Annotated in this window: 22 protein-coding genes, 1 pseudogene and 1 riboswitch; of the genes and pseudogenes, 19 read left to right on the top strand and 4 right to left on the bottom strand. The window is 43.5% G+C overall.

Going from position 1 to position 24,963, the window contains the following annotated elements; all coding sequences use genetic code 11:
• Window positions 1-107: 107 nt before the first annotated feature.
• On the bottom strand, window positions 108-827 hold the full coding sequence (locus BQ9856_RS03060; RefSeq protein WP_077609655.1) for a hypothetical protein: 720 nt from the start codon (window positions 825-827) through the stop codon (window positions 108-110).
• 3 nt (window positions 828-830) lie between these two features.
• On the bottom strand, window positions 831-1,337 hold the full coding sequence (locus BQ9856_RS03055) for a helix-turn-helix domain-containing protein (protein WP_077609654.1): 507 nt from the start codon (window positions 1,335-1,337) through the stop codon (window positions 831-833).
• A gap of 183 nt (window positions 1,338-1,520) precedes the next feature.
• On the opposite strand from BQ9856_RS03055, the gene BQ9856_RS03050 reads away from it, so the two are divergent.
• The 4 genes and pseudogenes from BQ9856_RS03050 to BQ9856_RS25100 all read left to right on the top strand — a co-directional run bounded on the left by BQ9856_RS03050 (window position 1,521) and on the right by BQ9856_RS25100 (window position 3,191).
• Window positions 1,521-1,772: a TnpV protein gene (locus BQ9856_RS03050; RefSeq protein ID WP_077609653.1), complete on the top strand. Its 252-nt coding sequence runs from the start codon at window positions 1,521-1,523 to the stop codon at window positions 1,770-1,772.
• A 212-nt stretch (window positions 1,773-1,984) separates the two neighbouring features.
• The gene (locus BQ9856_RS25420) at window positions 1,985-2,119 is read left to right on the top strand and encodes a hypothetical protein (RefSeq protein ID WP_268875573.1); all 135 of its coding nucleotides are present in this window, start codon (window positions 1,985-1,987) and stop codon (window positions 2,117-2,119) included.
• A 46-nt stretch (window positions 2,120-2,165) separates the two neighbouring features.
• A pseudogene (locus tag BQ9856_RS25105) lies at window positions 2,166-2,606 on the top strand (DUF1016 N-terminal domain-containing protein); the annotation flags it as partial.
• A 63-nt stretch (window positions 2,607-2,669) separates the two neighbouring features.
• A complete protein-coding gene (locus BQ9856_RS25100) occupies window positions 2,670-3,191 on the top strand; it encodes a DUF1016 domain-containing protein (RefSeq protein ID WP_268875579.1) in 522 nt (173 codons plus the stop codon).
• 155 nt (window positions 3,192-3,346) lie between these two features.
• On the opposite strand, the gene BQ9856_RS03040 is transcribed toward BQ9856_RS25100, so the two are convergent.
• A complete protein-coding gene (locus BQ9856_RS03040; protein WP_077609652.1) occupies window positions 3,347-3,943 on the bottom strand; it encodes a TetR/AcrR family transcriptional regulator in 597 nt (198 codons plus the stop codon).
• A 193-nt stretch (window positions 3,944-4,136) separates the two neighbouring features.
• Here BQ9856_RS03040 and BQ9856_RS03035 point away from each other — a divergent pair, with 193 nt between their 5' ends.
• The 4 genes from BQ9856_RS03035 to BQ9856_RS03020 all read left to right on the top strand — a co-directional run bounded on the left by BQ9856_RS03035 (window position 4,137) and on the right by BQ9856_RS03020 (window position 12,212).
• Window positions 4,137-5,231, top strand: a complete 1,095-nt coding sequence (locus BQ9856_RS03035; RefSeq protein ID WP_077609651.1) for an efflux RND transporter periplasmic adaptor subunit — start codon at window positions 4,137-4,139, stop codon at window positions 5,229-5,231.
• A complete protein-coding gene (locus BQ9856_RS03030; RefSeq protein ID WP_077609650.1) occupies window positions 5,228-8,254 on the top strand; it encodes an efflux RND transporter permease subunit in 3,027 nt (1,008 codons plus the stop codon). The genes BQ9856_RS03035 and BQ9856_RS03030 overlap by 4 nt, the downstream gene beginning before the upstream one ends.
• A gap of 170 nt (window positions 8,255-8,424) precedes the next feature.
• Entirely contained in the window at window positions 8,425-10,929 is a 2,505-nt protein-coding gene (locus tag BQ9856_RS03025; protein WP_077609649.1) for an efflux RND transporter permease subunit, read from the top strand.
• A 170-nt stretch (window positions 10,930-11,099) separates the two neighbouring features.
• Window positions 11,100-12,212, top strand: coding sequence for a GGDEF domain-containing protein (locus BQ9856_RS03020; RefSeq protein WP_077609648.1), 1,113 nt, complete (start codon window positions 11,100-11,102; stop codon window positions 12,210-12,212).
• Here BQ9856_RS03020 and BQ9856_RS03015 read toward each other — a convergent pair.
• Window positions 12,200-13,117, bottom strand: coding sequence for a LysR family transcriptional regulator (locus BQ9856_RS03015; RefSeq protein WP_077609647.1), 918 nt, complete (start codon window positions 13,115-13,117; stop codon window positions 12,200-12,202). The two genes, BQ9856_RS03020 and BQ9856_RS03015, sit on opposite strands and share 13 nt — an antisense overlap.
• 188 nt (window positions 13,118-13,305) lie before the next feature.
• Here BQ9856_RS03015 and BQ9856_RS03010 point away from each other — a divergent pair, with 188 nt between their 5' ends.
• The 11 genes from BQ9856_RS03010 to BQ9856_RS02960 all read left to right on the top strand — a co-directional run bounded on the left by BQ9856_RS03010 (window position 13,306) and on the right by BQ9856_RS02960 (window position 24,886).
• Window positions 13,306-14,715 (top strand): ABC transporter substrate-binding protein, encoded by a 1,410-nt coding sequence (locus tag BQ9856_RS03010; protein ID WP_077609646.1) that lies wholly within the window; start codon window positions 13,306-13,308, stop codon window positions 14,713-14,715.
• Window positions 14,716-14,783: 68 nt separating this feature from the next.
• Complete coding sequence (locus tag BQ9856_RS03005) at window positions 14,784-15,677, top strand: carbohydrate ABC transporter permease (protein WP_077610017.1); 894 nt, start codon at window positions 14,784-14,786, stop codon at window positions 15,675-15,677.
• Entirely contained in the window at window positions 15,670-16,512 is an 843-nt protein-coding gene (locus tag BQ9856_RS03000) for a carbohydrate ABC transporter permease (protein WP_077609645.1), read from the top strand. The genes BQ9856_RS03005 and BQ9856_RS03000 overlap by 8 nt, the downstream gene beginning before the upstream one ends.
• 17 nt (window positions 16,513-16,529) lie before the next feature.
• Entirely contained in the window at window positions 16,530-18,176 is a 1,647-nt protein-coding gene (locus tag BQ9856_RS02995) for a glycoside hydrolase family 43 protein (protein ID WP_077609644.1), read from the top strand.
• Window positions 18,177-18,267: 91 nt separating this feature from the next.
• Entirely contained in the window at window positions 18,268-19,038 is a 771-nt protein-coding gene (locus BQ9856_RS02990; protein ID WP_200801258.1) for a MurR/RpiR family transcriptional regulator, read from the top strand.
• Window positions 19,039-19,300: 262 nt separating this feature from the next.
• Entirely contained in the window at window positions 19,301-20,893 is a 1,593-nt protein-coding gene (locus BQ9856_RS02985; RefSeq protein WP_077609643.1) for a PTS transporter subunit EIIC, read from the top strand.
• A gap of 31 nt (window positions 20,894-20,924) precedes the next feature.
• Complete coding sequence (locus BQ9856_RS02980; protein WP_077609642.1) at window positions 20,925-22,250, top strand: 6-phospho-alpha-glucosidase; 1,326 nt, start codon at window positions 20,925-20,927, stop codon at window positions 22,248-22,250.
• Between the two features lie 26 nt (window positions 22,251-22,276).
• A complete protein-coding gene (locus BQ9856_RS02975) occupies window positions 22,277-22,771 on the top strand; it encodes a PTS sugar transporter subunit IIA (protein ID WP_077609641.1) in 495 nt (164 codons plus the stop codon).
• A gap of 49 nt (window positions 22,772-22,820) precedes the next feature.
• Window positions 22,821-22,930: riboswitch (TPP riboswitch) on the top strand.
• A gap of 254 nt (window positions 22,931-23,184) precedes the next feature.
• On the top strand, window positions 23,185-23,382 hold the full coding sequence (gene thiS, locus BQ9856_RS02970) for a sulfur carrier protein ThiS (RefSeq protein WP_077609640.1): 198 nt from the start codon (window positions 23,185-23,187) through the stop codon (window positions 23,380-23,382).
• 54 nt (window positions 23,383-23,436) lie between these two features.
• Window positions 23,437-24,084, top strand: a complete 648-nt coding sequence (gene thiF, locus BQ9856_RS02965; protein WP_200801243.1) for a sulfur carrier protein ThiS adenylyltransferase ThiF — start codon at window positions 23,437-23,439, stop codon at window positions 24,082-24,084.
• Between the two features lie 22 nt (window positions 24,085-24,106).
• The gene (locus tag BQ9856_RS02960) at window positions 24,107-24,886 is read left to right on the top strand and encodes a thiazole synthase (protein ID WP_077609639.1); all 780 of its coding nucleotides are present in this window, start codon (window positions 24,107-24,109) and stop codon (window positions 24,884-24,886) included.
• The last annotated feature ends 77 nt before the right edge of the window (window positions 24,887-24,963 follow it).

The following is a 24,963-nucleotide window of genomic DNA, read 5'->3' as shown; positions in this document are numbered from 1 at the left end:
ACAATATGGCAACATATGACTCTAACTCAAAGAATAATTTATTTTAATAAACATAGAAAAACCTTACTGATTTTTAGAAATGATAACTGAAAATTGGTAAGGTTTTTTTACTTGTTTTTAGATTCTGTGACTTGTTTTTTTATGAATTTTAAAGGCGTAAAAATAATTAACTTAATAGGAAAACGAATAATGCAAAAGAGAAGAAAGAATAGAGGCTTAATTATGTAGTTTTGAATCCATACAAATGGGATAAATTCTTCTATTTTACCCCAGAAAATAGCTGATTTAAGAGCATATTTATTAAAGTGATAAATGTAAAATTTTTTCTTGAATTCGGGCTTTGTAAAATCATTGATATAGAAGGCTAAAATATCAGGTACATCAATACGAATTAGTTCATGATTTAAACCTATTTCCCTGCGCATTATTTGGTACATTTCACCTAATGAGTATATTAGCATATCTTTTGAGTACCAACGATTCTTTTGAAGATTTTCGTCAAGTGCAAGCCAACGATAGAAGCAATAGGTTTTGTATAACTTTTTAGATCCATAAATGGCTAGGGAGGCTCCCATATCTAAAAAATCTTTTTTTAGAGTTATATCATAAGCCAGTTTGTCTGCATCAGTTTCTGTAGTACTAAACATTTTTTGGAAGAAATCTATTAACTTTTGATACTCAGCTTTTCGGGTTTCATAAACCTTAATGTGATTTTCATAATATTTTCCTAATACAAAAAGTAAGAGTGTGATTAGCAGAGAAATTATGGCGATTTGTTCAGTGTTTAAAGTCCATACACTTTGTAAAAATTCTTTTATTATTTTCATGGATCACCTCAGAGCAAAATATTTTTTCTTGTTAGATTTTTTAATGAGCTTTGATGTCTGTAGAGTTTCCAGTTCTGGATATTTATATCGCCATTCGTCATATTCGTCTTTTGTAATTTCTCTGCTTTCCAGCCGAGATGCTTCCTTTTGCCAAGCAAGGAACATATCGAATATGGAAAGGTATGAAGTACCAACAGATTTATCCAGACGTAGGCAGAGTTCTCCATCGATCTCTCCTATTTTCAGTCCATACATATCTTCCAAAGTAAAAAGCGTATGCATAAGACCAACATAGGTATCTATATCTGGTACAGTAAGGGCATGTGCACTGACATCAAAAATGTGAGCCATCTCCTTTACCAGTTCTGTTTTGGGAACTCTGGTTTCTGACTCATATTGTGCCATGCGGACGTCAGAAGTCTTACCAAGAAAGCCGAGAATTTCCCCAAGTTGCTTTTGTGTCATTCCCTTTCTGTTACGAAAGAATTTGATACGTTGTCCAATTGCCATAGCAAACCTCCTAAACTTATTTGTTTATAAACAGTATAGCACGAGTGATTTGAGATAGCAAGAATAACTAAACAAAAAAAGTTAGTATTTTTTTGAAAACCTATTAACTTAACTTAAAATGTTTAGTATTATACATATATAACTTAAACAAAATAGTTTAGTTAAGAAAGAGGAGGAAACGATATGGAGAACAAAATTTTTATGAGTGTACAAGAAGTTGCTGACGAGTTGGGAGTATCCAAGCTGAATGAATATTTGCATGGGGTTGATGTGGAATGTTATGAAATGGAGGAATTGCTAATTGAGCAAATGAAAAAGGTGCAGGGAGTGACAGAGCAGTTAAAGGCAGAAAATCAGATGTTATGGGTTGGAAGAATGAATAATATCCGGAGTTTAGCGGAAGAAGTTGTATTGCGTGAATTGGTATATTGCTGATAGGGCGGAGTAGGAAACTACTTCGTTATTTACTTCGTTATTTCAAATGCCGAGGGTAGAAAAAATAAGGTAATTATGATAAAGTTAATATAGTATTTCTTAAGTGGTAGTGACATGATAAGATGAAAGATTTTAATAGACAAAAATGATGGGAGAAGAAAAACTTTTTTCTGCGTTGCTGTAAATCTTATAGATTAAAAGATATTATAGAAATGGTAGACGATAATAAGGAATTGGAGAATAGGGCGATTAAGGAAAGGGCTGCTTATGTTGTGGGTCTGTTTCAGAATGTGGCAGAGGAACAGGGAATTGAGCTGAAATTACGTAGGAAGTCTAAGAAGGAATAATGTTGTTGTATTTGTCGCACCAGTGGTGCGAGATTTGGAGGTAAGAATGAATGAAATAGATATTATGGGATATGAGCCATTACTTGATGAAATAAAAGGATTGATACATAAGAAGCAATTTGAAGTTCTAAAAATTATAAATGCTGAAACAATAAATCTATATTGGGAAATTGGTGAAGAAATATATAGACAGCAAGAGGAGAAGGGGTGGGGAAAATCCATTGTACAAGTTTTATCAAAAGAATTACAAAAAGAATTTCCCGGAGCAAAGGGATATTCGGCTGCAAACCTATGGAGGATGTGAAATTTTTACTTGAGTTATCGAGAGTCTGAAAAACTCGCACCACTGGTGCGAGAAATTAGCTGGAGTAACAATATTGTCATTATGGAAAAGTGTAAAGAAGATTTGCAGAAAGAATTTTATATTCAGATGACAAAACGTTATGGATGGACAAAACGAATTTTAACAAATTTTATTGAGGCAAAAACATACGAAAAATACTTACTCAACCAGACTAATTTTGATTTGACATTACCGCCAGAGCGGAGGGTGCAGGCAAAATTGGCAGTAAAAGATGAATATACTTTTGATTTTGCGGAACTGTCACCAGAGTATTCAGAACATGAGTTGGAGATACAACTGGTAAATCATATTCGGGCGTTTTTAATAGAAATGGGTGGGGATTTTGCCTTTGTTGGAAATCAATATCATTTGGTAGCTGGAAGTAAAGACTTATATATTGATTTATTGCTTTTTCACAGAAGATTGCGGAGTTTAATAGCAATAGAACTTAAAATAGGTGAGTTTGAAGCAGAGTATGCTGGGAAAATGCAATTATATCTTACTGTTCTGGACGAACAGGTTAAGCTGCCAGAGGAGAATCCTTCTATTGGGATTATTATTTGTAAGAATAAAGACAAGACTTTTGTAGAATATGCTTTAAAGCAATCAAATGCGCCTATAGGTGTGGCAACATATCAGTTAAGTAATTCACTACCAGAAGATATGAAGGAGATGCTACCAGAACCGGAAGAGATTGCGAGAAGATTGAAGATTTTTGAGAAAGAATAGAAATTTATTTAAGGAATCTGGAGCAATAAAAACACCTGAATGTTACGTATATTGTAACATTCAGAGCAGTCTGAAACAACTCCTACAGTATTGCAGGAGTTGTTTTTCATTTGTGTTTTAATGATTTAAAATATCACAGAGGTCATACATGCGGGTCACGATATAATCCGGATACCCAACGCATCCAGCATATTATCTGAAAACATGGACAGCATTAGAGCAATAGCCCGTTCTGCGGGAATATCATTCTGGTCGATCCACCATTTGATAATTTCAAAAAAAATAGAACTGTAAATGTTCTGGATTAAGGGACCAGGAAGCGTTTTTGCAGCAGCGTAGTCGTTCAATTTCATCGTATCGGTCAGGAAAAGAGATAGAAAGTGCTTCAGCTTTTCATTAAAGCGGTTGTTGGTTGGGTCATTCATCATAATTTGAAACGGTTCTTTCTGTTCTTTTATTTTCTCAAGAACAAAGGTAGCCTTTGTCAAAAAATCCGAATGTCTTAAATCAATCTGGAGGGTTGGAAGCAGTACAGAGAAATCCAGCAGGTGGAGATACTCATTCGTCATTTCTTCATAAAGGGCTTCTATGGTTTCATAATGGAAATAAAATGTTTTTCGATTAATAAGCGCGCGCCGGGAAATGTCCATGACCGTAATATGCTGGTATCCCTTTTCTTTTATCAGTTCTAAAAATGTGTTTTTCATTAAGCGTTTGCTTTTTAGTGTGCGCAGATCCTCTCTTTTTTCCATTCTATTCCCCGCCCATCACAATATTTGATTTTATATTATCAGAGTTAAAACATTAATTCAATAAATTTTGAAAAATATCACGCATAGTGTCCTAAAAGTAACTGAATGAAAATTATTGTCCATTGTATGTAATTTGACTTTTTTGTATGATTTTACAGTAAGGCAGAATTCAGAAAAGGAGAGGTACAACAATATGAGAAAAGGATATTTGATTGTAATGCTTACCATAACGGTTCTTCTTGCCGGGTGCTCTGATACAAATGCGGCGCTGAAAGAGCAGAAAACCGTAAATGCGACATCGGTCAATGTTATGGAATATGAAACCGGACTGGATTACCTGGGGATCATTCGTGCGAAAGAAACGAAAAACTATTCATTTTTGTCAGGAGGAAAACTGGAAGCTGTATATATAAAAGCAGGTGAAGAGGTGAATGCGGGCGCACCGCTTGCGAAGCTGGACACTTTCGACCTGGAAATCAATGTAAATAAAGCCAGGGCAAATGTCAACGGTTTAAAAAAATCATTGGATACCGCTAAGTCTGCATTGGATGCATCGGCAGCCCTGCATAGCAGCGGTTATATTGCTGACAAGGAGTGGGAGGCGCAAGAAAGCCAGTATGTTACGCTGGCCGGAAATTATGAAGTAGCACTGGATAACTTAAAGCAGGCGGAAAAGAATTTAAAGGACTCTGTCCTTTACGCGGATGCGGACGGCTATGTGATGGAAGTGCCGTATAAAGAGGGGGAAGTGGTTGCCGCCGGTTATCCGGTGGCCGTCATGAAAAGCAGCCGGAAGGTAGTCTCCATAGGGGTCTCGACTGATGATATTTCCAAAGTTACCCTGACAAGCGCGGTGAAGATCGATGGGAGGCTGGATGCCCGGATTGACAGTATTGGACAGTATCCTGACGAGAAGACCAGGGCCTATATTGTGGATGTGGTTTTTAACTCAGATGAGTACGCGATCGGGGACATGGTACATGTGCAGGTCAACACGGGGAAGACAAACGGATGCTTTGTTCCGGTACAGAGTATTTTCAATATAGACGGCCTGGATTATGTCTATGTCGTGGATGAAAGCGGCCTTGTATCCCGTAAACAGATCATTCGGTGTGAACTGCGGGAGGATATGGTACAGGTAGAGGGGCTGGAGGAAGGAATGACCGTAGTAAGCGATGGGGTAAAAAACGTAAAAGAGCAGGATATTGTCGTTGTCGCATCACCGTCAACCGCAGCCGGGAAGACCGCAGGTACAGGCAGCCGCCAAGATGAGGGAAACAGGTCATGAAAAAAGGATATGTAAGTATAATTATCAAGAAAAAATTTATAGTCTTGATTATCGTTGCAATGATAGCAATCAGCGGCATGATCAGCTACCTGTCCATACCGAAACAGCATTTTCCGGAAGTGGTTTTGCCGGTGGCTTCTGTCAGCGTTGTATATCCAGGGGCCTCAGCGGAGGATATGGAAGAACTGGTGACAAAAAAACTGGAGGAGGTAATACGGGAAACGGAAGGATTTGATTCCTGTACCTCCACCACTATGAACAGCGTTAGTGCAGTTATGGTGTCTTTGAGCATGGATATCAGCCAGAAAGAAGTGGATGAAAGCTTTGATGATTTGAGAAACCGGCTGCAGGAACTGAAGGCATCACTTCCTTCCGGAGTGACGTCTGTGTCCATTGACACAGATATAATGGAGACGGCAGGCATGATTGTGGCGGTCACCGGAAACGGGTTTACGGGGGATGAACTGGCTGAGAGGACGGATGATCTAAAGGATCAGCTGAAGCTTTTGGAGGGCGTCCGAAAGGTAGAGGTCTATGGCCAGCAGAAGTCCGAAGCAGCGATTCATGTGGATGCAGACCGGCTGAATGCATTGGATGTGTCTCTCTCAGAAATAGCGAATATCATTGGGGCGCAAAATAGTATTATCCCGACGGGAACCATTGATGTAGATGACAGCGTTATGACAGTGAACTCAAATGGAAAATTTGAGAGCCTGGATGAAATCAGAAATATTGTTATTGGCCAATCAGAAGCGGGAACGGTTATCCGGCTTTCGGATGTGGCGGATATTCAGATTCAGAGCCCCGAAGACAGTGCCCATTATACTTACAACAGCGAGGAGGCAAACCTGATTGCGCTGTATTTTAACTCTGGAATCAACGTAGTAGATTTTGGAGATTCCATCCGCCAGTGCATTGGTCAGTACCACAGTTCGACTCCTTCCAATATCCAAGTGAATGAGGTATACTTCCAGCCGGATGTGGTATCGGATGCCGTGAACAACTTCCTTTGGAATCTTCTGGAATCCGTTCTGCTGGTTCTGGTTGTGGTCATGCTGGGGATGAATTTCCGCAATGGCCTCGTTGTTTCCATTGCAATCCCACTTTCTATCCTGATTAACTTTATCGTTATGAAGATCATGGGAACACAGATTCAGTTTGTTTCTCTCGCGGCGTTGATTATTGTGCTGGGAATGCTTGTGGATAATGCGATTGTAATCAGTGACTCAATCCAGACAAAGCTGGACCAAGGAAAGGACCGGGTAAGTGCGGCAATAGAGGGGACGCAGGAAATGGTGGTTCCGGTGTTCATATCCATGCTGACAACGGTCAGCGCGTTTGCTTCCCTGCTGGCGTTGTCTGGAGCGTACCGTCAGCTGGCGTTTACTCTGCCGGTTGTGATTATCACCTGTCTGGCGGCATCTTTCCTGGTATCACTCCTGGTTACTCCGCTTTTCTCCTATTTATTTCTGAAACCGGCTCAGGTAAAAAAAGATGGCTCCCAGAAATTGGCTATGATATATGACCGCCTGTTTGAAAAAGCGTTTCGGCATAAGAAGCGTACAATTCTGATTGCATTGATTTTCATGGCTGTATGTGCCTTGACACTGCCAATCATCGATATGCAGGTCATCCCAAAAGCATACAAGGATGTGGTAACCATTGACTTAAAGGGCAGTGATGAAAATGATATTAAGAAAACAGAGGCGGTAATCCGCCAAATTGAGGGGGTTCTGGATGAACAGCCGGAGACAAGATACTATCTGTCTGGAATCGGGACCGGAATTCCCAGATATGATTTTTCCGTAATGCCAAAGTCAACAGGAAAAAATATAGGAGATATTTTTGTGAAAGTGGACTTATCAAAGGGCGGACGTTTTAAAGAAACCCATGAAATGGTTGATTTTCTGCAAAATGAATTGGATGCGAAGATTGGCGGCGGTACGGTTCTGGTGGATGAACTGGGCATTTTCGCATTCACATCAAAACCTATTGAAATGAAGGTTTACAGTGAGGATTTGGATGACTTAAATCAGGCGGCGGAAACAGTGGCCGGCCTCATGCGGCAGTTAGAGGGGACAAAATACATAGACGCGGGACAGGAAATTTCTACTTACAATTATTATGTCAATATGGATACGAAAAAGCTCAACAGCCTTGGGCTTACAAAAGCGGAAGTGCAGAATGAACTGAGCATTGCATTGATGGGAAGAGATGTTTCCCTTTACCGTAATCAGGGCAAGGAATATGAGATTAAACTGGACAGCAATATAGAGGCTCAGAATTCAATGAAGAATTACCGGATTAAATCCTCGGCCAGCCAAAATAAGTATGCCCTCCAGCAGTTTGCAGAATTGGAGCTGAATCCGGAAATCAGTGCGATCACACGGATTGACGGACGGCGTGGGCGGGCCGTAGGCTGTTATTATATGTCAAAATACAGTGATATCACACTGCAGATGAAACTGGAAAAGATGTTGGAAACTGCAAAGTTTCCAGATGGAGTGACGCTGGAAAAATCAGGTATGAAGCACGATTTTATGGATGTATTGACTTCAATTGCCGGGGTTGCTGTTTTGTCCGCAGCAATTATATTCATGATTTTGCTGTTCCAGTTCAATTCCATACGAATCCCGCTGCTGATCTTTATATCCGTTCCTTTTGGGGTGCTGTCAGGGGTGGCGGGACTGTTTATAACCGGGGAACGTTTGACATTTTTCGCGCTGCTGGGTGCTGTCAGCCTTCTTGGGTGTGTGCTTGCCAATGCGATTGTGCTGGTGGAATTTATCAACGAGGAAAGGGCGGCAGGTGCGACTGTGGATGAAGCATGCCGTGCGGCAGGACAAAGGAGGTTCCGTCCGATCCTTATGAGTACCATGACTACTGTACTGGGATTGATCCCGCTCGGATTTGGAGGAGACGCGCTGTTTGTTCCTATGGCAAGACTTATGATGGCAGGATTGGCGGTTGCTATGGTTATTAATTTAATTTTAGTGCCGATAGTATATGATATATTGGAATAGAACGGAAGTCAATGAATATTATTTTGAAAATATTAAAGAATAAGAAATTGTAAAAAAATGCAGGAGGTGCTACCATAAATACATTGGCAGCGTCTCCTGTGTTTTTCTGTTTAAAGAAAAAACGGGGATTTAACAGCAATAAACATTATCAGACCGTTTAGGGGGAATCCATGTTTTTTGATGCACTGCAATCCTATTATACTCCTGTTGTGACTTTGCTGATTTTTACGGTAATGATCATGGCAGACAAACTTTTTTCAAAACGCATAAAGCGGCTGCTCCTTTGGGAAAGCGGCGTTATATTTCTAATGATTGCAACTACCTGGACCGACCAGTGCTTAAGTACCGTGGTGCTTAAAGGGCTGGCATGGAAATTGAGGACTGTGACGGCATGGATCAATTTCGCAATGAGTCCGTTTTCTCCTATGATTCTTGCGCTGATTTATGAGACAGAAGGATCCAAGAGGTTTCCGAAATTGTTTTTTCTACCGGTGGTTTTGAATATTTTCCTGTGTATGGTAAGTATATGGTCAGGGTGGGTATTTCATATAAACAGCGAAAATATCTATGCCCGGGGGCCTTTATTTATTGTTCCGTTTGCAGTATCGGCGTTCTATCTTTTTTATCTTATTTTCTGTTCTGCAAAACAAAAGGATAAGCCAAACCGCAAGGCGGAAACAGCCCTATTGACGGTGATCATGGGAGCCATTGGACTGGCTGTTGTGATGGAGATTTTTTTGGCTCTGCGCTTTATGGTATGGAGCGTATCGGAGGTTTCTTTTATCCTTTATTTGCTGCTGCTTACGACTCAGAAAATTCTATACGACCCTTTGACCGGTACTTTCAGCCGGATAGCCTATGAAAAACGTCTGGAAAAAATAAATTGCCGGACCGTGTGTACCGTAGCAATGATTGATTTGAATCATTTGAAAAAGGTGAATGACCGGTTTGGGCATTCTGTCGGAGATGCTGCGATCTGCGGTGCTGCGACGGCCATTCNGCTGGCGTTGTCTGGAGCGTACCGTCAGCTGGCGTTTACTCTGCCGGTTGTGATTATCACCTGTCTGGCGGCATCTTTCCTGGTATCACTCCTGGTTACTCCGCTTTTCTCCTATTTATTTCTGAAACCGGCTCAGGTAAAAAAAGATGGCTCCCAGAAATTGGCTATGATATATGACCGCCTGTTTGAAAAAGCGTTTCGGCATAAGAAGCGTACAATTCTGATTGCATTGATTTTCATGGCTGTATGTGCCTTGACACTGCCAATCATCGATATGCAGGTCATCCCAAAAGCATACAAGGATGTGGTAACCATTGACTTAAAGGGCAGTGATGAAAATGATATTAAGAAAACAGAGGCGGTAATCCGCCAAATTGAGGGGGTTCTGGATGAACAGCCGGAGACAAGATACTATCTGTCTGGAATCGGGACCGGAATTCCCAGATATGATTTTTCCGTAATGCCAAAGTCAACAGGAAAAAATATAGGAGATATTTTTGTGAAAGTGGACTTATCAAAGGGCGGACGTTTTAAAGAAACCCATGAAATGGTTGATTTTCTGCAAAATGAATTGGATGCGAAGATTGGCGGCGGTACGGTTCTGGTGGATGAACTGGGCATTTTCGCATTCACATCAAAACCTATTGAAATGAAGGTTTACAGTGAGGATTTGGATGACTTAAATCAGGCGGCGGAAACAGTGGCCGGCCTCATGCGGCAGTTAGAGGGGACAAAATACATAGACGCGGGACAGGAAATTTCTACTTACAATTATTATGTCAATATGGATACGAAAAAGCTCAACAGCCTTGGGCTTACAAAAGCGGAAGTGCAGAATGAACTGAGCATTGCATTGATGGGAAGAGATGTTTCCCTTTACCGTAATCAGGGCAAGGAATATGAGATTAAACTGGACAGCAATATAGAGGCTCAGAATTCAATGAAGAATTACCGGATTAAATCCTCGGCCAGCCAAAATAAGTATGCCCTCCAGCAGTTTGCAGAATTGGAGCTGAATCCGGAAATCAGTGCGATCACACGGATTGACGGACGGCGTGGGCGGGCCGTAGGCTGTTATTATATGTCAAAATACAGTGATATCACACTGCAGATGAAACTGGAAAAGATGTTGGAAACTGCAAAGTTTCCAGATGGAGTGACGCTGGAAAAATCAGGTATGAAGCACGATTTTATGGATGTATTGACTTCAATTGCCGGGGTTGCTGTTTTGTCCGCAGCAATTATATTCATGATTTTGCTGTTCCAGTTCAATTCCATACGAATCCCGCTGCTGATCTTTATATCCGTTCCTTTTGGGGTGCTGTCAGGGGTGGCGGGACTGTTTATAACCGGGGAACGTTTGACATTTTTCGCGCTGCTGGGTGCTGTCAGCCTTCTTGGGTGTGTGCTTGCCAATGCGATTGTGCTGGTGGAATTTATCAACGAGGAAAGGGCGGCAGGTGCGACTGTGGATGAAGCATGCCGTGCGGCAGGACAAAGGAGGTTCCGTCCGATCCTTATGAGTACCATGACTACTGTACTGGGATTGATCCCGCTCGGATTTGGAGGAGACGCGCTGTTTGTTCCTATGGCAAGACTTATGATGGCAGGATTGGCGGTTGCTATGGTTATTAATTTAATTTTAGTGCCGATAGTATATGATATATTGGAATAGAACGGAAGTCAATGAATATTATTTTGAAAATATTAAAGAATAAGAAATTGTAAAAAAATGCAGGAGGTGCTACCATAAATACATTGGCAGCGTCTCCTGTGTTTTTCTGTTTAAAGAAAAAACGGGGATTTAACAGCAATAAACATTATCAGACCGTTTAGGGGGAATCCATGTTTTTTGATGCACTGCAATCCTATTATACTCCTGTTGTGACTTTGCTGATTTTTACGGTAATGATCATGGCAGACAAACTTTTTTCAAAACGCATAAAGCGGCTGCTCCTTTGGGAAAGCGGCGTTATATTTCTAATGATTGCAACTACCTGGACCGACCAGTGCTTAAGTACCGTGGTGCTTAAAGGGCTGGCATGGAAATTGAGGACTGTGACGGCATGGATCAATTTCGCAATGAGTCCGTTTTCTCCTATGATTCTTGCGCTGATTTATGAGACAGAAGGATCCAAGAGGTTTCCGAAATTGTTTTTTCTACCGGTGGTTTTGAATATTTTCCTGTGTATGGTAAGTATATGGTCAGGGTGGGTATTTCATATAAACAGCGAAAATATCTATGCCCGGGGGCCTTTATTTATTGTTCCGTTTGCAGTATCGGCGTTCTATCTTTTTTATCTTATTTTCTGTTCTGCAAAACAAAAGGATAAGCCAAACCGCAAGGCGGAAACAGCCCTATTGACGGTGATCATGGGAGCCATTGGACTGGCTGTTGTGATGGAGATTTTTTTGGCTCTGCGCTTTATGGTATGGAGCGTATCGGAGGTTTCTTTTATCCTTTATTTGCTGCTGCTTACGACTCAGAAAATTCTATACGACCCTTTGACCGGTACTTTCAGCCGGATAGCCTATGAAAAACGTCTGGAAAAAATAAATTGCCGGACCGTGTGTACCGTAGCAATGATTGATTTGAATCATTTGAAAAAGGTGAATGACCGGTTTGGGCATTCTGTCGGAGATGCTGCGATCTGCGGTGCTGCGACGGCCATTCTGAAGGTGAAATTGAGGCATATGCAGCTTTACCGGTACGGCGGTGATGAATTTGTCCTGCTCAGCAGCAGGTTATGCGGCGATGAGATGAAGAAGGTTCTGCAGGAGGCCCAGGAATACTGCGAAATGGTTCATGGAGTTTCGCTTTCCTTTGCCTATGGAGTTGCCGAATATCATCCGGGAGATGATTTACATAAAGTGATATTAAATGCCGATGCCAATATGTACCGGTGTAAAATGGAAATGAGAGATGCCAGCCGCAGGGAAAGGAATCATTCAATATAAGGATGTGCGGTCCAATAATCAGAAGCCATATAAATGAAGTCTTTTGCAGCAAGGGTAATATAGTGGTTTTTGGTATATACAGCCGCTAATTCCCAGCTTGCATTCTGTCCTAAAGAATAATAAGATACACCATCGCTGGAGATGGCATAGCAGCGTGGGATAATGGAGCAGCACTGGCCGTTCTCTGTCAGTTTCTGCATGGTCCTCATGCTGGTCGATTCAAAAAGAAGCTTTGGTTTGAAAGCAGATTCTTCAAACAGGCGGTCTATCACAACGCGCATGGTAGAGGATTTTTTTACCAGCGTAAATAAGTCATTGCGGAATTCGGTGAGGGATATTTCGGGATAGTGTTCAGGGGCCAGTTTTTCCTTGTATGCCAGAGGATGGGTTTTGGGTATGCAAAGATAAAATGGCTCCTTAAATATTTCTTTATATACCAGGTGCTTATATTTTCTTTCATAAATCGTCTGAAAGCTGATATCAAGTTCATTGGAATCCAGCAATCTGACCTGGGAATCAACATCTGCCTCTATGGGCTGAAAGGTCGTATCCGGATATTTAGCATGGATTTTCGGATAGATAGCGGTGAACATCTGAATTCCACGCTCAGGAGTAAGCCGGATGGTTATGGTGCCTTTCCATTTTTGGGACATGTCCTGGATCTGATCATAGGTTTCTCTCTTGATCTGCAGAATGCGTTCAGAATTTTCCACATAAAGTTTTCCGATTTCGGTTAATTCCCAGTTATTTCTTGCCCGGCAGAATAATGGAGCGTCAAGTTCCTTTTCCAGCTTCAACAGCTGTTGGTTTAAAGCGGACTGTGTGACGTAGAGTTCTTCTGCGGCTCTTGATATACTCTTATGTTTTGCTATTGTTACGATATATTCAATCAGTTTTGTCTCCATAATATAAAATCCCTCTCTGAACGACTCCTTTAGTGTAAATGTTGAACAACTAATGTTAGAAATTCTAAAGATGAGTTTAATTTGATTAAGTTGACTTACATTTACTTTATTTATATAATAAAAATGTTCAAAAAACAAGTGAAAATGCAAATAAAAATGAACAATTATACCAAGAGGAGGACGGGTTTATGAAAAAAAGAGGAATGTTCCTTGCTGCAGCCACCGCATTTATGGTTGGCTCGGCACTGAGCGCCTGCGGCAGTTCGGATACAAAGCAGGATCCTGTAGAAACAGATGCAGCCCAGACATCATCTGCCTCACAGGAAACAAGCGCAAATGGGGCAGGGAAAAACTATTGCAGCACCTATGATGTTGCAAATGCAGGAGATGTAACGCTTGATGTCATGATTACATCATTGGGTGATTCAGACGGCGGCCCGTATTTAAGGAACGTGATGGATGAGTATATGTCCATGTATCCAAATGTAAAGCTGAATCCCGTAGAGTGCTCCATGAATGATCTGTATACGACACTTATCACACAATCCACCGCAGGTACTCTTCCTGATATTTTCACAATGACAGAAGCTTACTCGGCTAACTGCTTAGAGATGGGAATGAATGTAGGCAACATGGCGGAACTGTTAGGAGAGGAGTATTTAAACGGGCTGATGGATGTTGCGGTTGAGAATGCAACGGTTGACGGAACCCTGGTATATATGCCATGGCAGAATAATGTTACGGCTATGGTATATAGAAAAGATCTTTTTGAGGAGAAGGGGATTGAAATTCCTAAAACCTGGGACGAATTCCGCAAGGCCGCCAAAACTCTTACGGAAGATCTGAATGGAGATGGCACGCCTGACCGGTATGGCTGCACGTTTGCCGGAACAAGAAATGATTCTGCTGAGTCAAGATTCCAGACATTTGCACTTACCTATGGCTGTGATTTTATAACTCCCAATCAGGATGGCAGTTTTACGTCCGGGTTTGGTACCGATGCGTTTCGGAGTGCCATGGCGTCTTTTGTGGATATGGCAGCCAATGAGGGAGTAACACCTCCTGGATTTATTGAGACCGGCTACTCGGAAGCCTACACCATGCTTGCTGCTGATAAAGCCTGCATGTTCTTCAGTGCATCAAATGTTCTGGGCGGTATTTACAATGCAAACCCTGAAATGCGGGGGAAAATGGGAAGCTTTCCCATGCCGACGGCAGAAGGAGTGGATCCTGTGACTTCCTTTTCCAGTGTAGGCATGGCCATCAGCAATACTTGTAAAAATCCTGAGGTTGCTGCAGATTTTCTTAAATTTATGACGAGCGTGGATAATAGTGTGGCGTGGAACGAGGCTACCTGCCGCCTCCCTGTTGTGAAAGATGCTCTGACGGCAATATGTGAAAAAGATGATGCATATTCCGGATTTACAGAAGCATCGGATGATGCCGTTATTTACCCTGCTTTTGCAGGACTGGCAGAACTCAGGGATGCCTGCGGGAAATGCTGGCAGTCCGTTGTATCGGAAGGGGTATCTGTTGAGGATGCGGTAGAAGCAGCGGCTTCGAAAGCAGAGGAGATAGCAAAATCATACGGCAACTAGCTGCTGTATGAAAGAATGTCATGTGTTACCCGGTAATGCATGGCATTCTTTATGAGGGAGGTAAGATTTTGAAGGAAAAAATTCAGAGTGTAAGCAGTTATAAACGAAAATCAGCACTTACGCCATATGGTTTCATTGCCCCGGCAGCGCTGACCATACTGCTCCTGGTCGTATATCCGATCCTTTACGGAATATACATCAGTTTCTTTGACACGAACCTGGTGAATAAATGGAGTTTTACAGGACTGAAGTATTATATAAAGGCACTGACAGATTCTTCCTTTCTGCATAGTCTTTTGAAAACCCTGATTTTTACCGTGACTGTCGTTTCCGGTCATTTTATATTCGGATTTATTTTTGCATCAATTCTGAATATGAAGATTAAAATGCGCACACTTTTCCGGGGAATCCTGATTCTTCCGTGGTTGTTTCCCGATGTGGTGATCGCATATTTGTTTAAATGGATTTTAAATACCCAGGGCGGCATTATAAATGAACTGCTCCTGCACTATAAACTGGTGTCTGCTCCCATAGGCTGGCTCAGTACTTCGGCAACAGCGTTTCCATGTGTAATCCTGGTAAGTATCTGGAAGGGATATCCCCTGGTCATGGTACAGGTATTGGCAGGCATTCAGACGATCTCCAATGATATGTATGAGGCAGCAAAGATCGATGGCGCGAATGCCTGGCAGAAGTTCCGGTTTATTACGATCCCTGCGTTAAAGCCCATTCTTACAACCATTCTGATCCTGGATACTGTCTGGGTATTTAAGCAGTTTACGATGATCTGGCTGATGACTTCCGGAGGCCCTGGAAGCTCCACGATGGTCTCTGCAATTGAAATTTATAAAAATGCATTCTCATATTTTAAATATGGATTCGCATCGGCGCAGTCCGTCTATATTCTTGTTATATGTTACCTTATCGGCGTAGTGTTCAGGAGGTTGTTACGGGATGACTAAGAAAAATAAGAACAGAATCGTATTCGCATTGGGATATCTGATTTTAACCATCGGCTGTCTTGGGGTTTTGCTTCCATTGTCCTGGATGGGGATCACTTCACTTAAATCCATGGCGGATATTACCTTATCAAAAGGGCTGGGGCTGTTTCCATCAGGTCCCTCTCTGGAAAATTATATAAATATATGGAAGGAATATCCTATTGCAGTTTACATAAAAAATAGCACAATATCCGTTGGCGGATCCACCGTATTCGGAGTGATATGTGCAGCTCTTTGCGGATATAGCCTTTCCAGATATGACTTTAAAGGAAAATCATTTCTTCTTGGTTTTTTACTGGTGACTCAGATGTTTCCTGCAGTCATGAAGATTATTCCTTATTATAAGATCCTCTGCTCTGTAAATCTCAATAATACGAGAACAGGTCTTCTGGTTGTATATGCTTCCTTCAGCATTCCGTTTTGCACCTGGATGATGTACGGATACTTTAAAAGCATTCCAACAGGGCTTGATGAAGCGGCAAGAGTAGACGGAAGCAGTGCATTCCATACATTTTATAAGATTATTCTGCCAATTGCTCTGCCGGGGCTGGTGGCCACAGTCATATATGCATTCCTGCAGAACTGGAATGAATACATGTTTGCATCCGTTCTTATGTCAGCAGATGAAAAGAAAACAATTACGTATGCAATAAGCACTATGGCCGATGCGTATAAGATCCAGTGGAATTATCTGATGTGCGCGGCGCTTATTTCCAGTATCCCTACGTTAGCAGTATTTGTAATAATGCAGAAATATCTGATCGCAGGCATGACAGCAGGCGCGGTCAAAGAGTGATTTTCAGAGGTTTGATTATGAAAGACAACATATTTTACAATCCGGTTATCCGGGGCGGATATCCGGACCCGTCGGTCTGCAGAGTGGGGGAAGATTATTATATGGTGACCTCCTCCTTCTGTTATTTTCCGGGGCTTCCTGTTTTTAAGAGCCGGGATCTGGTACATTGGGAGCAGATCGGCAATGCGGTCTCCAGGCCCGGTCAGCTTGATTATAGAAACTGTGACAGCTCGGAAGGCCTCTGGGCAGCAACGATCCGGTATTATGACGGTATATTTTATATCGTAAATACACTGGACGTTCAGGGGAGGACATACCGGTATAATTTTATTCTTACAGCAAAAGATCCGGCCGGGGAATGGTCGGATGCAGTGATCATTGAAGGCGCTGACGGAATTGATCCTTCCCTGTATTTTGATGAAAAGGGCAGAATGTGGTATTGCGGAAATATGGTACCTGAGAAAGAGAAATATCCGTCCCATAAGCTGATCTATCTCAGTGAACTGGACAAAGTAACATTTCAGTTTATTGGAAACCGCCGCATCATCTACGATGGAAATATTGACCGCAGCCTGTACATGGAGGCCCCTCATATTTATCACATAAATGGCAGGTATTATCTTACAACCGCCTGCGGAGGGACCCAGACCAACCATTGTGTGAATATTTCGCGGAGCGATCATCTTTTTGGCCCGTATGAACCGTGTCCGAGAAATCCGGTCGTTACAAACCGGAACCTGCGGCTGATCAATCCGTTAGGCGTAGCGGTTACAGGCCACGGGGACCTGGTAGAAACCCAGAATGGTGAGTGGTATATGGCTTTGCTGGGAATCAGGCCTTATGAACATCATATTGATGACTATGACCGCTATCAGCCGAGGAAATGGATCCGCACGCCTGACAGAAACAAAAATGCGCAGTTTAATTTGGGGAGAGAAGTGTTTATCATACCGATGGCATGGGATTATGACGGCTGGCCCCTGGTGGACAATCACAACGGAATGGTTAATCTGATAGAACGCAGGCCTGACCTTCCGGTGCACAGGCCCCATCTTCACAGCAGAGTCGATAATTTTGAAGAGGAGACACTGGATATGATCTGGTGTATGAGGCGTCCGGTACAGACTCCTTTCTATTCGTTAACAGAGCGCCCGGGGTATTTGCGGATGAACCTGCGTCCGGTCATGATCGAAGACACCCGGACGCCGTCCATGCTTGTAAGGCGCCAGCAGCATTATCATTTCCAGGCAGGCCTTAAAATGGAGTTTAAACCTGGAAAAAACGGAGAAGAGGCCGGATTGGTCATAACCCAGAATGAACGGTTTAGTTTTCTTATTTTGAAACAGATGCAGAACAACCGGATAACAGTCAGCTGTTACCGGGTTGTAAATGGAGTCCGGGAACGGATCAGGTCAGTGGAAGCAGGTTGCGGAAAAATCTATCTGATGATAGAAGGCAATGAAGGCTTTTATCATTTTTATTACGGAAACAGCGAGCGGGAATTCATTCCTCTGGCATTAAATGAGGATGGTTCCATTTTGAGCACATTGGTGGCGGATGGGTATGTGGGAGCTTATCTGGGAATGTATGCTTCCTCCGGCCATGAAATTACGGATAATTTTGCAGATTTTGACTGGTTCCGGTATGAAATTATGGAAGAATAGGACAATTCTGTTTGCCGTTTGCGTAAATGAATAAAATGGGTTATATTATATAGAAAAGGAAATGGGAATGGGGAAAAAGATGGCAGGAATGGTGGATTTAAGCAAGTTGACAGTAGGAAAGAACCTGACAGAAGTTGAGGACAGTGTTCTCCGCTATATTATTGAACACATGGATTCCATGCTTAAAATGGGGGTACGGGGAGTGGCTAAGGAGAATTTTACCTCCACCTCCACCATCATGCGTCTGACGAAAAAACTGGGGTATAACGGATTTGTGGACATGTATTACAAGCTGCTTCCTCTTGTGAACCGGGTCCTGGACAATATAAGTGCGGATTTGCAGTTTATGAACAGCTTCTGCAGCAATTCTCTTTTAAAGCACAATTCTTATGACGATATCCGGGAATTTGCCAGCCGGATCAGCCGGCTGGGAAGCGGATACGTATTTTTATACGCAACCGGATTTTCCGCCATTCCGGTGGAATACTTAACGAAAAAGCTTCTGGTGCTTGGGATAAAATGCATTTATTCCAACGGGATGGATTCCATCGGAGTCTTTGAAAACAACTTAGAAAACATGGAAATGTTAATCGTAGTTTCCCGGTCAGGGGAAACGGACTGGGTGGCAGACCGGGTGAAAACGGCCAGGGAGAACGGTGTTTTTACGGTATCCTTTACCAATGAGGTCGAAAACCGGGTCAGCGCCATGACGGATATGCAGTTTCGCATTGAGGACAGTAATAAGTTAGATGACCGGAATATGATGGCTAACACGTTTTTTCCCAATGTGCTCATGCTGATGGAGCTTTTGGTCTATGAATATCACAAGGTACTTCAAAATATGGATAAAAAAGAAGAATAATGGCCCTGTATGCCGATTTATTACCGGCATACAGGGCTTTTTTATTTTACAGCAAAGATGTCACTGAAGTGACAGTACGTCTATGCTGGCGTTTGACAAGTCAGACTCATTCCTGTGAAACATGTTACGACCTGGAATAACAGGTTCCTATCCCGGGCCAAAGTATGTACAATGGGAGAGCGCATGGATATAATACAGATATGAATTTCACGTGGAAGGATAAAGTTCAGCAAATAAATGATTGATATTGGAGGATATGAGAATGAAGGAAAAAGTGATGGATCAGCTGCAGCGCTTTTCAAAAGCAATGTTCATCCCGGTTTTGATCCTGCCGATCGCAGGGATCTTAATCGCTGTCGGGAACCTGTTTACCAATGCAAAATTACTGGAGCTTCTGCCCTTTCTTGATAATCCGGCGACCAAAGGCTTTGGCAGCATCCTCTCCGGTTCCCTGGTCGCTATCTTAAATAATCTGGGCCTGATATTCTGTGTGGGGCTTGCGGTAGGCCTTGCAGATAAGAAGAAATCCGAAGCCGGATTTACAGCTCTTTTAGGCTTTTTGGTATTTATTAACGCCATGAACAAATTCATGGCCCTGACGGGAATCCTGTTCACGGGCGAATCCTTAAGAGGAACGGGCCAGGCTATGGTGTTGGGTGTACAGATCCTGGATATGGGGGTATTTTTAGGAATTATTCTTGGAATCACCGCCGCCATGGTTCATAACAGGTTCTGCGAGATTGAGTTTCGCAATGCCTTTCAGATTTACGGCGGATCCAGGTTCGTATTCATCGTACTGATCCCTGTGGCCGTTCTTCTGGTGGTCGTGCTTACCTATGTATGGCCCTTTGTGCAGTTAGGAATTACAAGCCTTGGCGTGTTCATCAACCGCTCCGGCAACTTCGGGCTTTTTATTTATGGTGCCTTAGAGCGCCTGCTCATTCCTACCGGTCTTCATCATCTGGTCTATACCCCATTCCTTTATACATCCCTTGGAGGCGTGGAAACCATAGGAGGACAGGTATTCGAAGGAGCCAGAAACATTTACTATGCGGAAATGGCCGACCCTTCCATTGGAGTGCTGTCACAGTCCGTCATCTGGGATGCCAGGGGTATTTCCAAGATGTTCGGCCTGATCGGTGCCTGTCTTGCCATGTACCATACGGCAAGGCCGGAAAACCGCTTCAAGATAAAGGCGATCCTGATTCCTGCAGCCTTTACTTCTTTTATTGCAGGGGTAACGGAACCTATTGAATTTTCCTTTATGTTCGTAGCGCCGGTCCTCTTTGTCGTACATGCGGCTTTAAGCGGACTGAGTATGGTCGTCTTAAACGTTTTAAGTGTCCGGTCGATCGGTCCCAACGGTTTCCTTGACTTCCTGCTTTATAATGTGCCGCTGGGAATTCAGAAGACCGGCTGGCCGATGTACATCCTGGTGGGCCTTGGATTTTTTGTGGTCTACTACCTGGTATTCCGTGTTCTTATTACAAAGTTGAATTTAAACACTCTGGGACGGGAAACAGAGGGCATGGAGATGAAGCTCCATACAAAAGCGGAGTACAAAGAGAAGGTGGCCGCCGGGAAGGACAAAAAAGAAGGCGGCGAAGTGAATGCTGCCTTGATCATTGAAGCCCTGGGCGGCGCCGGGAACATTGAAAAGGTAGACAATTGCTATACCCGCCTGCGCCTGATCCTTACGAATCCGGATCTGGTAAAAGAAGAGATTCTGAAAAATGATACCGGAGCGAATGCGGTGGTCAGGAAAGGTAATAACGTTCAAGTGGTATACGGCTTAAAAATAAGTGCCGTGAGAAGGGCGGTTGACGAAGAACTGGGTAACACCGGAAATAACTGATGAATCAGAAAGATAGAGGAGGAGAACAATTATGAAAAAGTTTTCAATCGTAATCGCCGGGGGAGGAAGCACTTATACACCCGGTATTGTCATGATGCTGATGGACAACCTGCACCGGTTCCCCATCCGTTCGCTGAAACTATATGACAATGACGGGGAGCGTCAGGAGACCATTGCAGAGGCTCTTAAAATTGTCATGAAGGAAACCGCGCCGGATGTAGAATTTACCTATACCACTGACCCGAAGGAAGCCTTTACGGATGTGGATTTCTGCATGGCCCATATCCGGGTCGGAAAATATGCCATGCGGGAGATGGATGAAAAGATTCCCATGAAATATCATGTAGTGGGACAGGAAACCTGTGGTCCCGGCGGCATTGCTTACGGGATGAGAAGTATCGGCGGGATGCTGGAGCTGATCGATTTCATGGAAAAGTATTCTCCGGACTGCTGGATGTTAAACTACTCCAATCCGGCTTCTATTGTGGCTGAGGCCTGCCGTGTATTAAGACCTCATTCCAGAGTCTTAAATATCTGTGACATGCCGGTGGGAACCAAGCGGCGCATGGGGTATATTGTGGGCAGGGACCCGAAGGACCTTGAGGTAAAGTATTTCGGACTGAACCACTTTGGCTGGTGGACCGGCGTGAAGGACAAGGATGGGACCGATCTGATGCCCCGGCTTTTGGATTATGTATCTAAGAACGGATATCTGACCGATAAAGCGGTGGAGACTCAGCATCTGGATGAGAGCTGGCAGCTGACTCATAAAAAAGCCGCTGACTTATTAAAGCTGGATCCAGATTTTCTTCCGAATACGTATTTGAAATATTACCTTTATCCGGACTATGTAGTAGAACATACCAATCCCCAGCATACCAGAGCCAATGAGGTCATGGAGGGAAGAGAAAAAGAGGTGTTCGGAGCCGCTAAGGCCATTATTCAGGCAGGAACTGCCAAAGGCGGGAAATTCTCCATTGACAACCATGCTTCTTTTATTGTAGATTTAGCTTGTGCCATTGCCTTTAATACCCATGAGCAGATGCTTTGTATTGTGGAAAACAAAGGGGCCATCTCCAATTTTGACCCCACTGCCATGGTGGAAGTGCCCTGTCTGGTGGGAAATGAAGGTCCGGAACCATTGTGCCAGGGGGATATACCTACCTTTGAAAAGGGCATGATGGAGGAGCAGCTTGCAGTGGAGCGCCTTGTGGTGGAGTCGTGGACCGAGGGAAGCTATTTAAAGCTCTGGCAGGCCCTGACCCTTTCAAAGACCGTGCCAAGCGCTGCGGTTGCAAAACAGATTTTGGACGATTTCATTGAAGTCAATAAGGAGTACTGGCCGGAATTAAAGTAAGCAGAGAGTTAAAGAGGAGTTTTCATATGTTTAGCAGGTTATTTGGAGGAAGAAAAGAAAAAGAAAAAGCCGAAGGCCGGATTCTGGCCGTTCAGAGCGGGAACGTGGTTTCCATAGAGGAGGTGCCGGACCCGGTATTTTCACAGAAGGTGCTGGGAGATGGTGTTGCCATTATCCCGGAGGAAGGCAAAATTTACAGCCCGGTTGACGGAACCGTGGACAATGTGATGGATACGGGACATGCGCTGGCGATCGTGGCGGAGGATGGAGCCCAGATCCTGATCCATATCGGTCTGGAAACCGTGGAGCTCAAAGGAGAGGGATTTAAACCTCACGTGACCGGCGGGCAGAAGGTCCATGCCGGTGACCTTCTGATGGAAGTTGATCTGGAACTGCTTAAGTCCAGAGGTTACAACATGATCACACCGGTTTTGATTCTGAATCAGGATTCTTTCCAGGAGCTCATACCCTGTACCGGAATGGCAAAGGCAGGAGAAACGGTCATCATCAGCTATCATTAAAGTGAAATATGGAAATTCTGTTGACATACCGGATTTTCTGTTTTATACTATATACGTCAAAAGAGGAGCTTATGTAATAGGCTGAGAGGAAGTTATGAACTTCGACTCATATACCTGATTTGGATAATGCCAACGTAGGGACGGACGCTTAAGGAATTATTGCGGAAGGTGCTGCGGGCATTTTCCGCTTTTTTTACGCAGGCAACGAGCCAAACGAACATGTTTACTTGGCGACTGCTGCGATAACCGGAGAAATCCGCAAAGCGTGTTTCTTCCGGTTTGATGTATAATCGGATAGGATTTTTATTGTGAGTGAATGAAAGTTCACGAAGGGGTACACCACCGCGGGTGTATTTCTTTGTGAACTTTTTTTCTTGAAAAAATCCTGCCAGACAAGAGAGGAGGAATAAGACATGGTTATGGTTAACGGAAAGGAGCAGGAGCTGTCAGAAGAGATCCTGATCTCAGAGCTGCTGGAGCTTATGGGCTATCAGGCAGACCGGGTTGCGGTAGAGCATAACGGCCGTATGATTCCCAGATCCAGACTTTCGGAAACGACTATAAAGGATGGCGACACCCTGGAGGTCGTCAGCTTTGTAGGTGGCGGCTGATTACAGGAATGCAGCCGGGGACTTTCAGAAAGATTAGAATAAAAGGGAGATAACATGAAACTGGAACATGGAATTTTAAGCAAATCAGAAATTCAGGAAGCATTAAAAAAGCGTCATTCCCCGGAGGTTCAGGCGAAATTGAATCAGGCCAGAGTGGCAATAGCGGGCCTGGGAGGACTGGGCTCCAATGTAGCCTTTGCCCTGGCCCGTATCGGTGTGGGACATCTGCATTTGATTGATTTTGACAGAGTGGATATCAGTAATCTGAACCGACAGCAGTATTTTATCCATCATATTGGAATGTATAAGACGGATGCTCTTAAGGAAGAGCTTAAGGCAATAAATCCTTATCTGCAGATTGCTGCGGATTGTGTAAAAGTAACAGAGCATAACCTGCCCGGGTTATTTGAATCAGAGGATATCATCTGCGAAGCGTTTGATGTGCCGGAAATGAAAGCCATGCTGGTGAACGGTGTGATGGAGCATTTCCCGGATAAAAAGCTGGTCTCTGCATCAGGGATGGCAGGATACGGGGACAGTAATGAGATCCGTACCAGGAAGATAAGCCGGAATTTTTATCTTTGCGGCGACGGAATATCAGAGCCGGAGTACGGAAACGGGCTGATGGCTCCCAGGGTGGCGATCTGTGCTGCCCATGAGGCCAATATGATAACCCAATTGATTCTTCAGCCGGAATTATAAAAACAAATAGGAGGGACACAAAATGAATTCTTTAGAAGAAGATAAGCTGGTAATAGGGGGCCATGAATTTACATCCAGGTTCATCCTGGGATCGGGAAAATATTCCCTGGATTTAATCCAGTCGGCCATAGAAAGGGCGGGAGCAGAGATTATCACTCTGGCTCTCCGGAGAGCCAATGCAGGAGGAACTGCTAATATCCTGGATTACATACCGAAAGGCATCACCCTTCTCCCCAATACTTCAGGGGCGAGAAATGCAGAGGAGGCCGTACGGATCGCCTGTATGGCAAGGGAAGCAGGAAGCGGAGATTTTATAAAGATTGAAGTGATCCGTGATTCCAAATATCTGCTTCCGGATAATCAGGAAACCATAAAAGCAACGGAAATCCTGGCAAAGGAGGGATTTATCGTTATGCCTTATATGTATCCGGATTTAAATGCGGCCAGAGATCTGGTAAATGCCGGGGCTTCATCCATCATGCCGTTAGGTGCTCCGATCGGCTCCAATAAAGGCTTATGCACCAAAGAGTTCATCCGTATTCTCATTGATGAGATCGACCTGCCCATTATTGTGGATGCAGGTATTGGAAAACCATCCCAGGCATGTGAAGCCATGGAAATGGGAGCTGCTGCGGTCATGGCCAATACGGGGATCGCCACGGCCGGGGATGTCCGGCTTATGGCGGAGGCCTTTAAAAATGCTGTTGAGGCAGGCAGAAAGGCTTATCTGGCCGGTATGGGCCGGGTCATGGAAAAGGGTGCCAGCCCTTCGTCGCCCCTGACCGGATTTTTACGGGAGTAAGGAGGAAATCATGAGTAAGGAATCTTATACCAACGAAAGTATTTTAAATGAAGAAATCAAGGAATGGCAGAAAAAAA

This window comes from Clostridium sp. Marseille-P2415 (assembly GCF_900155545.1).
Lineage (GTDB): Bacteria > Bacillota > Clostridia > Lachnospirales > Lachnospiraceae > Lacrimispora.
The sequence above is the reverse complement of the archived record's forward strand: the minus strand, read 5'-3'. Positions and strand labels throughout refer to the sequence as shown.